Source organism: Sorangium sp. So ce1036 (genome assembly GCF_051369805.1).
In the GTDB taxonomy this organism is placed as follows: domain Bacteria; phylum Myxococcota_A; class Polyangia; order Polyangiales; family Polyangiaceae; genus Sorangium; species Sorangium cellulosum_F.
Window position 1 is genome coordinate 6,708,758 of the sequence record NZ_JBBMOX010000001.1, and the last position, 11,243, is coordinate 6,720,000.

The 11,243-nt window shown below is 71.4% G+C and carries 7 protein-coding genes and 1 tRNA gene; 3 read left to right on the forward strand and 5 right to left on the reverse strand.

Features of this window, described 5'->3' with window-relative positions:
* Positions 1-96 precede the first annotated feature (96 nt).
* The 4 genes from WMF31_RS25160 to WMF31_RS25175 all read right to left on the reverse strand — a co-directional run bounded on the left by WMF31_RS25160 (position 97) and on the right by WMF31_RS25175 (position 6,502).
* On the reverse strand, positions 97-2,547 hold the full coding sequence (locus WMF31_RS25160; RefSeq protein WP_436604380.1) for a S8 family peptidase: 2,451 nt from the start codon (positions 2,545-2,547) through the stop codon (positions 97-99).
* Positions 2,548-2,663: 116 nt separating this feature from the next.
* Positions 2,664-4,196 carry an acyl-CoA carboxylase subunit beta gene (locus WMF31_RS25165; RefSeq protein ID WP_436604381.1) on the reverse strand — a complete coding sequence of 511 codons (1,533 nt, stop codon included), beginning with the start codon at positions 4,194-4,196 and terminating at the stop codon, positions 2,664-2,666.
* Between the two features lie 16 nt (positions 4,197-4,212).
* Positions 4,213-5,616 (reverse strand): VWA domain-containing protein, encoded by a 1,404-nt coding sequence (locus WMF31_RS25170; RefSeq protein WP_436604382.1) that lies wholly within the window; start codon positions 5,614-5,616, stop codon positions 4,213-4,215.
* 37 nt (positions 5,617-5,653) lie between these two features.
* Positions 5,654-6,502: a redoxin domain-containing protein gene (locus WMF31_RS25175; protein WP_436604383.1), complete on the reverse strand. Its 849-nt coding sequence runs from the start codon at positions 6,500-6,502 to the stop codon at positions 5,654-5,656.
* A gap of 381 nt (positions 6,503-6,883) precedes the next feature.
* Here WMF31_RS25175 and WMF31_RS25180 point away from each other — a divergent pair, with 381 nt between their 5' ends.
* The 3 genes from WMF31_RS25180 (at position 6,884) to WMF31_RS25190 (ending at position 8,605) form a co-directional block, all read left to right on the forward strand.
* Positions 6,884-7,180 carry a hypothetical protein gene (locus WMF31_RS25180; RefSeq protein WP_436604384.1) on the forward strand — a complete coding sequence of 99 codons (297 nt, stop codon included), beginning with the start codon at positions 6,884-6,886 and terminating at the stop codon, positions 7,178-7,180.
* Between the two features lie 792 nt (positions 7,181-7,972).
* Positions 7,973-8,046: transfer RNA gene (locus tag WMF31_RS25185), tRNA-Arg, on the forward strand.
* Positions 8,047-8,155: 109 nt separating this feature from the next.
* Positions 8,156-8,605, forward strand: a complete 450-nt coding sequence (locus WMF31_RS25190; protein WP_436604385.1) for a nucleoside deaminase — start codon at positions 8,156-8,158, stop codon at positions 8,603-8,605.
* 21 nt (positions 8,606-8,626) lie between these two features.
* Here the strand turns inward: WMF31_RS25190 and WMF31_RS25195 are convergent, their stop codons facing one another.
* A complete protein-coding gene (locus WMF31_RS25195) occupies positions 8,627-10,738 on the reverse strand; it encodes a biosynthetic peptidoglycan transglycosylase (RefSeq protein WP_436604386.1) in 2,112 nt (703 codons plus the stop codon).
* Positions 10,739-11,243 lie beyond the last annotated feature (505 nt).

Below are 11,243 nucleotides of genomic sequence, written 5' to 3' on the forward strand. Positions count from 1 at the left end.
ACGGACAGCGCCGGATGGCAGCCAGGCGCGAGCCTGCGCCATCGTGCTGTCCTCTCGCCCCTGCCCGCGGCTCCAGGCGCCCCGCGCCTCTGGAGCTCAGCCGCGGCGTCGGCGGCGCGCCACGGCCGCCGCCGCGAGGCCGCTCACGACCCAGCTCGCGGCGACGCCCGGCGGGAGCCCGCGCACCGAGCCGGGCGCCGCGCAGGAGCACGCGCCGCTCGCCGCCTCGAGCTCCCCGCTCGCCATCCACACGTCGCTCCCGATCGGGAGCTCGCGCGCGCCGAGCGAGACGCCGTCATAGAGCACGTCGACGCTCAGCGTCGCTCCGCCGGAGCCGCGCGGCGCCGCGACCGCGAACCGCCACAGCCCGCGGCGCACCTGTCGGAGCGGCGTGTGCACGACCCCGCCGCGGAGAGACAACGTGAGCTTGTCGCCCGCGCCCCCCACCGGCGCTCCATCCGAGCGCCGCAGCTCGACCGTCCCCCAGACGGGCCATGACGGATCGGGCCTCGCGTAGGTGCTCGACAGCACGTACCAGCTCCTGTCGATCGCCGGCTCGCCGCCCTCGGTCTGGTGCCTCCAGTGCGCGAGGAGCGCGCCCTCGAGGTCGAGCACGCCGGGGCCGAGCTGCGCGTCCAGCGGCACGTTGCCCCTCGGATACCGCGCGCCTGCCTGGAGGATCTCCGTGACGTCCGCCTGGCTCAGGCGCGGGTCGCGCTGGAAGAGGAGCGCTATCGCGCCCGTGACCTGCGGCGCCGACATCGAGGACCCCGACGCGACCGCGTGGTGATCGTCGACCACGAAGCACGGCTCGTCGTCGGGGCACCCGGGCGTGTCGAACAGCCCTCCGGGCCGGTCGCGCGGATCCACCCCGTCGCCCATGGCCGCCACGACGAAGCCGCCGGGCGCGCTGATCTCGGGCTTCGCCACGCCGAACGGCGTGGGACCGGCCGCGCTGAAATAGCAGGCGCTGTCCTCCTCGATCAGCTCGCCCTCGACGCTCGTGAGGCGCACGTTCGTGCGGCGCCCGTGCGGCCTCCAGCTCACGCGGTTGATGGTACAGCCCACGGCGAGCAGGCCAGGGTGGCTCGCGGGCACGTTGATCGTGCCCTGCTTGATCCCGCGCGTGAACTGGAGCCCCAGATCGTGGGACGGCGAGACGTCGCCGAGCCCCGTCACCCAGAGCTGCGCGTCTCCGCGGCCCTGCAGGAGGATGGCGAACTCGCCTGCCTCCCACGCCCCGCTGAAGGCCACGACCGCGCTGTTCGTGTCCGCGGTGATGGCCGACTTCCCGTTCGCGAGCCGGTTGATCACGGCGCCGGTCGTCCTGCCGTCGTCGCCCTTGTAGCCGGCGTCCTCCCCGGGATCGACGAGGCCGATCCACGCCTCGCCGCCCGGCCCCTCGAGGCCGACCGACACCTCATCGTCCGGGCGGAACGTGATCCAGACGTACCCGTACCCGTTCGACGAGGCCGGCGTGCGGATGGGCACGCGTGTCACGGCGTGGGGCGAGACATGCGCCTCGGTGTGGATCCCCATCGGCCCCTCGCCGTCGATCTCGTACAGCGCGCCGCTGTTGCCGGCGGCCACGACGATCGCGCGCCCCCTGCGCTCGCCGCCGACCATCGCGGCGAGCCCGACCTCGAGCGGGCTCGTCCCGTCGTGGGGCCCGAAATCGCTCCCGACGCTCAGGTTGACGACCGCCGGCATGCCGAGCTCGTCGGCGCGGTCGAAGATGAACTGCACGGCCTTCAGGATGTCCGGGTCATCGAAGCCGTCACCGGGTCGCGAAGGCGCGGCGACGATCAGCGTGGCCGCGGGCGCCACCCCGACGTAGCGCGGCCGCTGGGAGACCATCGGCCCGCCGTTCCCCGCCGCGATAGAAGCCACGTGCGTGCCGTGGCCGGTGATGTCGCGCTGAAGGCCAGGCAGCTCCTCCGCCAGCATGGCGTCGATCTCGACGCTGGAGAAGATCGCGCACGGGGACTGGCTCGGATCATCGCAGCCGTACGCGCGCTCGAGCGCGGGTTGCAGCCCTCTGGGATCCCCCGCCTGAAGCAGCCATCGGATCCGCGTCCTGCCGTCCTCATCCCGGAAATCCGGATGGGTCACGTCGATGCCGGTATCGACGATGCCGACGACCACCCCCTCGCCGTCCGCGCCCATGCCGTCCGCGCTCGTGGCTTCCCGGTACTGATCGAGCCGGATCCACCTCCTGGATCGATCCAGGAGGGGCAGCCGCGGCGGTCCCGTGAGCAGCGACAGCTCCGGGTGCTCGGCGGCGAAGGCGTCGACGTCCTCGGGCGCGAGCCGGACGGTCCCGAAGCCCGGCGCGACCGGGAGCAACCCGAGCGACCGCGCATCGGCGCGAGCCGGCAGCGGGACCAGCACGGGGATGCGTCCGCGCGGATCGGCGAGCGGATGCCGTCCCAGGCGCGGCCTGAGCAGGCGCGCCATCGCCGAGGCTGGAGCGTCGGCGCGCGCATCCACGGTCGTCAGGGCGAGGCCGAGCAGCGCGAGGGCGAGCGGGAGCCTGCGAGCAAGCACGCGGCGAGTCTACACCACGACCGCGACCGGCCGGCGCCGCCGAGCGCATCGGGCTCGGCGCCCCGCGCCTCTGCGCTGCGGGGCCACGCGCGCGGCGCGGGCTCCCGGCGCGCCGCTCACACCGGGGGGACCAGGTGCTTCTTGCGCGGGCGCTCCTCGACCTTGCCGACGTAACGATCGAAGCGGCGCGCCACCTCGCGGCGGAGGCTCGCCGTCGGGACGATCGCATCGATCACGAGCTCGCTCGCGAGCTTCTCCAGGTCGACGTCGGCCCGGTACGCCTCGCGCAGCTTCTGCACGAGCGCGTCGCGCTCGGGCCCCTCGGGGACCGCCTGGATCTTGTTGTAGTAGACCGCGTTCACCGCGGCGCTCGGCCCCATCACCGCGATGGACGCCGAGGGCAGGGCGATGCACTCGTCCGGCGCGAACGCCGGCCCGCACATCGCGTAGAGCCCGGCCCCGTACGCCTTGCGGACGACGACGGACAGCTTCGGCACGGTCGCCTCGCTCACCGCGGCGATCATCTTCGCGCCGGCGCGGATGATCCCTTGCCGCTCGACGACGGTCCCGATCATGAAGCCTGGCACGTCCGCGAGGTACAGGAGCGGGATGTTGAAGGCGTCGCAGAGCCAGATGAACCGGGCGGCCTTGTCGGCCGAGTCGACGAACAGCACGCCGCCCTTGTATTTCGGCTGGTTCGCGACGATCCCGACCGCGCGTCCCTCGATGCGCGCGAGCCCTGTCAGGATCTCCTTCGCGTAGAGCTTCTTGATCTCGACGAAGCTGCCCTCGTCGATGATCGCGTCGATCACGGCCATCATGTCGAAGGGCTTGTTCTCGTCGGCGGGGATCACGTCCTCGAGCGAGCGCTGCGCCGGCTTCTCCGGCCTCGGCTCGACCCGCGGCGGGGCCTGCTCGGCGTTCTGCGGCATCAGCGCGAGGTACCGCTTCGCGAACGCGATCGCCTCCTCCTCGGTCTTCACGAGCACGTCCCCGCACCCCGAGACCGAGCAGTGCATGCGCGCCCCGCCGAGCTCCTCTAGCGAGACCTTCTCGCCGATCACCATCTCCGCCATCCGCGGCGAGCCCAGGTACATGCTCGCGTTGTTCTCGACCATGCACACGACGTCACAGAACGCCGGGATGTAGGCGCCCCCCGCCGCCGATGGCCCGAACAGCAGGCAGATCTGCGGGACCAGGCCGCTCATCTCGACCTGGTTGTAGAAGATCCGGCCCGCGCCGCGCCGGCCGGGGAACATCTCGATCTGGTCGGTGATCCTCGCGCCCGCGGAGTCGACGAGGTAGAACAGCGGGCACCGGAGGCGCCGCGCGGTCTCCTGCACGCGCAGGATCTTCTCGACGGTGCGGCGTCCCCACGAGCCGGCCTTCACGGTCGAGTCGTTCGCCATCACGCACACGGGGCGCCCGTCCATGGTCCCCGTGCCGGTGATGACCCCATCGGCCGGCAGCTCGGGATCCAGCGCGTTGGCGAGCGCCGCATCCTCGATGAAGCTGCCTTCGTCGAGGAGCAGCGAGACGCGTTGCCGGGCGAACAGCTTGCCCTGCTCCGCGTTCTTGTCGTGGTACTTCTGCGCGCCCCCCTTCTCGATGCGCGCCGTGAGCTCCCTCAGCTTCTGATCGAGCGACATGGCGCGAGCCATAGTCCTAAGCGCGCCTGGCGACCACCTCCCGCGCCGCCGTTTCGAGCTCCCGCGCCGTCCGGGCTACCAGCACCTTGGTCGACGCCGCCGCGTAGCGCAGCATCGCGCTGTCTCCCGTCCCCCAGGCGCCGGGCCCCTCGGGGCACAGCCAGAGGAGCGCTCGCGCCCGGTCGCGGAGGCGCCTCAGGACCTCTGCCTCGTCCGGGAAATAGTTCGTGCGACCATCGCCCAGGATCACGATCGTCACCCGCCGATCGACCTCGCGCCCGTACCGTTCCTCGAAGGCCCTGAGCACGCGCCCGTAGTTCGAGTTGTGCGCGCGGCTCACCACCTCGCCGCGCTGGATACGAGCGAGCGCGACGCTCGTCGGCGCCACCTCGAAGAGCTCGGTCGTCTCGGCGAGCTCGCTCACGAAGACGAACGATCGGGTCCGGTCGAAGAGGTCCTGCGCCGCGCAGACGAACTCGAGCATGAACCTGGCGGCGACGCGGACCGAGTCCGACACGTCGCACAGGACCATGAGGCGCGGCTTGTCGCGCCGGCGCGCCCGCCTCGCCGGCTGGAAGGGCACGCCCCCGGTCTGGAGGCTGCGCCGCAGGGTCCGGTGGGGGTCGATCCTGCCGCGCCGCGCGCGGCGCCTGCGGAGCCGCTCGGCGCCGCGGAGCCTCTCGGAGAGATCCCGCACGGCGCGGCGCACGTCCTCCATCTCGTCTTCGCCGAGCGAGGCGAACGGAACATCCATGCGGCCAGCCGTCTCGGGCGCCTCGCCCTCGAGGCGCCGCAGCGACAGCGTCACGTGCTCGCGCACGCGGTGCCGCATGCGCTCCAGCTCCGCGGACAGCGCGTCCGCGAGGGCCGCTCCTCGGTCCTCCCCGAGCGACTCCTGCAGCGCGCTCCGGATCCGCCGGAGCGCGCTCGCGACGGACGGCACCCCGAGCTGGTCCATCACCCGCTGCGCGAAGAAGCCGACCTGGAGCGAGCTCGTCATCGGCGCGAGCACGCGGGCGATCCCCGCCGATCGGAGCAGCTGATCGAGCTCCCCGGCGGCCCCGGTGAGCGCGTGAAACGCGACCGCGTCGCCATGGGCGCCGCTCCGCTCCGCCGCCGCGCTCAGCAAATCGCGGAGGGCCGAGAGCTCCGCGTCCGAGAACCCGCGCTCCCGCAGGCGTCCCCAGAGATCTCCGACGTGCGCGCCGGCAGGGGAGAAGAAGCGATCGAAGCAGGCGTGGAACCGCCGGAGATCCGCCGCGCGCTCGACGACCACCGCGCCGATGGCGTCCCGCAGCGCCGCGCGATCGCCGAACCCTACGAGGGCGCAGGCGCGCGCCGCGTCGATCGCCTGCGCGGTCGAGACGGCGAAGCCGTCGCGCCGCAGCGCCCACAGGAACTCGTCGATGGAGAGGAGCATGGGGAGGCAACCCGACCAGCCCGCGGGCCTGCGGCTCCTACGGCGCCGGCTCTGCGAGCAGAGCCTGGAGGAGCTTCTCGATCTGGGCGTGCCGGGACGGGTCGTAGCCGACGAGCACCTCGCGGATGATGCCCTTCTTGTCGATCACGAACATCGTCGGGAGCGCCGAGACGCCGTACGCTGCGGAGGTCGCCTCCGCGGCGTCCGACGCGACCGCGTAGCGCATGGCGAGCGCCTGAGCCGTCCTCGTCGCGACGCCGACGTTGTCGCTCGTCACCCCGACGACCCGCAGCCCCTGCGCGGCGTACGTCGCGTGCCATTTCGAGAGCTGCGGGGCCATGAGGCGGCACGGCGCGCACCAGGTAGCCCAGAAATCGAGCAACACCACGTTTCCGCGCAGGGCCCCGACGGTCGCGGGGACCGTCCCGGAGACGGTGACGAGCGCCTTCAAGTCCGGCGCGCGCGTGCCGACCTTGTCGAGGCGGAGGATCTGATCGCGCCCGGGGAATGGCGCCAGCGTCGGCGCCACATCGCGCTCCCGGCCGCCGCGCCGGATCCGGAGGTTCACCACGTTCCCCGGTCCAGCGAGCGCGACCCGGGCGATCAGCTGCTTCGGATCCTCGAGCGGCACGCCATCCGCCGCGACGAGCAGGTCGCCGTCCACCATGCCGGCCTTGGCCGCGGGCGAGCTGGTGACGACGTGCTTGGCGATCACGCCCCCGGCCGGCCCCGGCGCCAGCTCCACGCCGAGCCAGGCGCGGCGAGACATCTCCTCGGCGGACGCGTCGGACGCCCCTCCCACCAGCGCGGCGCCTGCCAGCGTGACCAGCGTTGCAGCGAAGAGGGCGCGCCATGCGCGGCCACGCCTGGAAGCGGCCAGGTCCATCTTGGCAGTGTAGCATCTCGCCCGGTGCGGTCCCGAACCCGCTTCTCGGCGTGCGGCGCGCTCGCAGCGGCGTCCCTGGCCTCCGCGATGTTCTCGGCGGGGGCACGGTCCCCTTCCAGCTCCGGGTGGGCGCCCCTGCCGCTCGGCTGTGCCCCCCCCGGCCCCCGAGGCCATGCCCCCCCCGGCCCTCGAGGTCATCATGCAGCCGCGACGGAGTGGATCGGGGAGCGCGGCCCTGGCCTCACCGCGGAGCCGCGCGCGCCGGCCGCTGCCCCCGCTGCCCCGCCGGACACGGAGCCCTCCATCTGGGAGCTCGCCCCGCAGCTCGCGACCTTCAGGCCGGTCACGGGCCGCGCTCGCTCCCAGCACTTCACCGGCGAGATGGAGGCAGAGGTACGGGTCAACGCGGCCGCCGCGGCCTACCCCGCGCTCGGCCCGGGTCGTGCGCTCCCGCCTGGAGCGGCCCTGGTCGAGTATCATTACGCGGCGGGCTCCTCCGACCCGGTGACGCTCCTGGCGATGGTCAAGCGCCACGCCGGCTACGATCCCGATGGCGGCGACTGGGAGTACCTCATCCTCACGCCTCAGGGCACATCCGCCCACCGCGGCGCATTGCCCCCCTGCAAGCGCTGCCACGCCGACGCCCCCCACGACCATCTCTTCGGCGGCCCTCGATAGCGCATCGCGTCACCCCCACCGAGTCCGGCCACCTTGGCTCGCAAAACTTGCGAACCACGGTCCCTGACGCGACATCGATGTCCCAGCGCGCGAGCAGTAGGCTCCGCGAGCCTCGGGGAAATCACGGTTGAACCCGGGGGCTCCGCCCGACGTCTCACGCCGACGTCGATCGGCTAGGCGGCAGGTCCGAGCGGTGGCACGGACGCTGCTCCAGGCGGAACCGACCGCGCTTCCCGCTGTGGGCTGCAGCGTCTCGCGGTCCTCCTCCCTCCTGACAGGCCTCGTTGACTTTCGCTTGGTCCTTCAGCCGGCGCTCGTCTCGCCTCGTCCGTAGCGCCGGCGCTTGGCTTACCGCTTGTTCATCTTTTGCAGCTCTGTCTGCGCCTCGTCACGTTCCCCGAGCTTGCGCTTCCGCTTGTGCTTCGAGAGCGTATGAAAGCGCGCGGCCATTCCCTTGAGGAATCGCCGCGCGCCATATTTTTTGTAATGCGACACACCCGACACCGAGAGGTCGGTTCCGGACGCCTCTCCGCTGCGATGCCGTGCGGCCGGCTCGCCCGGCGCGAACCGGAGACGCGAACCGGGGAGAGGATGGCCGACGGGAATGGGCGAGCGCTGCGGGACTCTCGCCCACGAACGCCGCTCCTGCGAACGGGCGTCCTCGGGCTCTCGTCACTTTCTCTTGACAGAAAGCTCGGGGCCGTCTAAACGGCGGCACTCACTTCGCGCAACCAAACGCGGACGCGAGGAGTGCAGTGGCGTAGCCACGCCTTTCCGTTTGCCATCACCAGAGCGCCCATAGCTCAGCTGGATAGAGCATCGGCCTACGAAGCCGGGGGTCGGAAGTTCGAATCTTCCTGGGCGCGCCTGATCGTTCGTGTGACAGATCCTGAACCCATCAGGGATGATGGAGCAGAGTTGCTCCTCTCGACCGCGGCCAAAGGGTCCGATGGGGCAGACGTTGATGTGTTCTGGATGCAGGGGGCGCTCGCGGAGGCGCAGGCAGCGGCTGCGGCCGGGGATGTCCCTGTAGGAGCGCTCATCGTCGATGCCGCGGGGGTCGTGCTGGCGCGCGGCCGAAACCGGCGAGAGATCGACCAGGATCCGACCGGGCACGCCGAGGTGGATGCGTTGCGCACGGCGGCCAGGCAGCTTGGCCGGTGGCGGCTCGAGGGGGCGACGGTCTACGCGACGCTGGAGCCGTGTCCCATGTGCGCGGGCGCGCTCGTCAACGCCAGGATCGCACGGCTCGTGTACGGCTGCCCCGATCCGAAGGCAGGCGCGATCGACACGCTCTTCACGATCGGGCGCGACAGCCGGCTCAACCATCGCTTCGTGGTGACGTCGGGGGTGCTGGCGGAGGAGAGCGCCGCCTTGCTTCGCGCCTTCTTCGCGAAGCTCCGGGCCGCAGCGCTCAAGCGCTGATCCCCAGGTCCGCGGCGCGGGTCACGGCGCTGTCCACGCACCGCCCTCGTCCACCAGGACGTCCTCATCCCCGGGGGGCTGCCGGGGCGCCAGGTGAGGCGCCGGGGAGCCCCGCACGACCGTCTCCTGCAGCCCCTTCTCGAGCTCCTCATCCGAGATCCGGTGACGCTTGTGAGCGATCTGCATGAGCTTGCGCAGGTACTCGCTCCATGCGGGGGTCACCTCGCCGCTCGCGCTGAAGTGCTGCACGCTGGGGCTCGGCAGGATCGACGCGATGTAGAGCGCCTGTCCGAGCGAGAGCTGTGCGGGCGTCGTGTTGAAGTAGTGCCGCGCGGCGGCGCCGATTCCGTAGACCAGCGGCCCGAACTCCACCACGTTCAGGTAGAGCTCCATGATCTGCTCCTTGGTGAGCTCTTGCTCCAGGTACATGGTGAGCAGGGTCTCCTGGAGCTTGCGAGCCACGCTCTTGGTCCGCTCGAGGTAGAGGTTCTTCGCGAGCTGCATGCTGACGGTGCTCGCTCCCCGCACGAACCTCATCTTCCGGAGGTTCTCGCGGATCGAGTTCTTGATGGCCTCCTGGTCGAAGCCGCTATGCCGGTGGAAGCCGCTGTCCTCGGTGGTCAGCACGGCGACCTCCATGAAGCGGGAGATGTCTTCATAGGGGACCCACTCGGCGGTCCCCGGACCGGACTCGATCTCGACCCGCTGGCCGCCGGGTCCGTACACCAGGCGGCGGAACGCGCGCTTGAACTGGTCGGCGCTCAGCTCGCGCGGCATCTCCGCGACACGGCAGGTGTTGGAGACGCCCCAGTCGAGCGAGAACGTGCGGTCTAGGCTGGCGGTGTCGAAGCGGAGCTTCCCCTTGATCCCGAAGGAGCCGGCGAGCCGCATGCCATGGAGCTTCGCCACGACCCCCCTGGGCACCGAGTCGAGCAGCGACTGGCAGGCCGTGAGAGGCACCTCGAAGCTGCCCCGAACCCGGTGGGAGGCCGCGGAGTGCTCGTACTCACCGCGCGCGATCAGCCTCATGGAGCCGAGATCGATCTCCGCGTCCTCTGCGACGAGCCTCGACCCGTCCAGCTTGCCGTGCGCCTTTGCCCGCCACGCCAGATCGAGACCGGCGATGGGCTCGTCCGCCAGGGCGGCGCTCCGCAGCGAGAGGTTCTTGAGCCTCCCTTCGCCATCGACTCCCAGCGTCTGACCGTCCGCCGAGAGGACGACCCGCGCGCGGCTGACGATCGACGTGCGCGCCACGTCGAACAGTCCGAGATCTCCCTCATGGACCCCGAGGGTCGAGAGCCAGATGGGCCCGCCCTGCACGTCGGCCACGATCTCCTGCGGGGTCTCCTGCGCGTCGTTGAGCGGCACGCGAAGCCGAAACGTGAGCGCCTGCTGGGCGTCCGCACCGACGCCCGCGATCGCCGCCTCTCCTGGAGAGAGCTCCACCACGAGCGAGCCTGCCTCCCGCCGCACGGCGAGGCTGCCGGGCCCCAGGTTCAGGGTGTCGGTGCCGCGCTTGAGGCGCGCGGTGACCCCCGCGACCTCGACCTTGGCTCCCTTGCCCAGCGTCAGGTCGATCCCCCTGGCAGCGTGCAGGAGAGCTTCGCGGACCAGAGCCCCGCGGTTCGGGCGCGTGTTCGCGCTGTCATCCCCTTCTGCGGCTCGCTTGACCTGTGTGACCTGTGCCGTTCGAGTGCCCCCGCCCTGCTCGGGTGGTGCCTGCGGCCTGCCTGCGAGCTCCGGTGATGCCTGCGGCCTGGCCGCGAGCTCCGGGAGCGTGACCTCGGCATCCACGGCCGCGGCCGAGAGCTCGTGCACCTGGTAGCGTGCCAGCTCGCGGACGAGCACCAGCCGACCATCCCGGACCGAGAACGCCGCGCGCCCCAGCGACAGCATCGCCTGCTGAGCGGCGATCGACGTGCGTCCCCCGGCGCGTGACAGGCTCACCCCGATCGCGGACAGGCTCTCCTTCGGAGCGCTCTCCCGGTCGTTCCACACGAGCTTGAGCCCGTCCAGCTCGGTACTCCCGCCCCCACCGCCCGCTGCTGCGCCGGGACGCCCCGCAGCCTGACCGGCCCGCCATGTCTCCAGCTCGCGAAGGATCACCTCCCGCGGGCCCACGGCGGAGACCATCCCGCCGCGCATCGCGACACGGCGCCCGGACCAGCCAAGGGCAACGGCGACCTCATCCAGCCGGATCGACACGCTTGGAGCGCCCCTCAACCGGACATCTACCCCTCGCAGGGCCACGCCCCCCCACGTGGGCCGAACCTGCTCGATCGTCAGCGACGCCCCGTATCCCTCGGCGGCTCGCTCGGCCTGGTAACGCACAAAAGGCGCGAAACCGACGAGGAGCCCGCAACCGAGGGCACCACCGACGACAGCGGCGACTCTGCAGCGCTTGGATCCCAAGGTCCACCTAGCGTAGCAACGCTCCGCGCCCGGGAGAAACTCGCCGTATCATCTCGATCTGCCTCGGCGAGCCGCTCCATGTCGCGCCCGCACGCCATACAAGCAAAAATCCACCCACGAAGGAACTGCAAGCACGAGGAGATCGCGACCCGGCGGAGGCGAACTGCCGGCTCCGAGACAAAAAAAAACCTGCGCACAGGAACACCTGTGCGCAGGTTCGAAGAAA

Bases quoted from the DNA above. Each gene is read 5' to 3' on its own strand.
- WMF31_RS25180 (WP_436604384.1), top strand. From the start codon at position 6,884: ATGGAGGCAGAGGTACGGGTCAACGCGGCCGCCGCGGCCTACCCCGCG.
- WMF31_RS25190 (WP_436604385.1), top strand. From the start codon at position 8,156: ATGCAGGGGGCGCTCGCGGAGGCGCAGGCAGCGGCTGCGGCCGGGGAT.
- WMF31_RS25195 (WP_436604386.1), bottom strand. From the start codon at position 10,738: ATGGTCTCCGCCGTGGGCCCGCGGGAGGTGATCCTTCGCGAGCTGGAG.
- WMF31_RS25175 (WP_436604383.1), bottom strand. From the start codon at position 6,502: ATGGACCTGGCCGCTTCCAGGCGTGGCCGCGCATGGCGCGCCCTCTTC.
- WMF31_RS25165 (WP_436604381.1), bottom strand. From the start codon at position 4,196: ATGTCGCTCGATCAGAAGCTGAGGGAGCTCACGGCGCGCATCGAGAAG.
- WMF31_RS25170 (WP_436604382.1), bottom strand. From the start codon at position 5,616: ATGCTCCTCTCCATCGACGAGTTCCTGTGGGCGCTGCGGCGCGACGGC.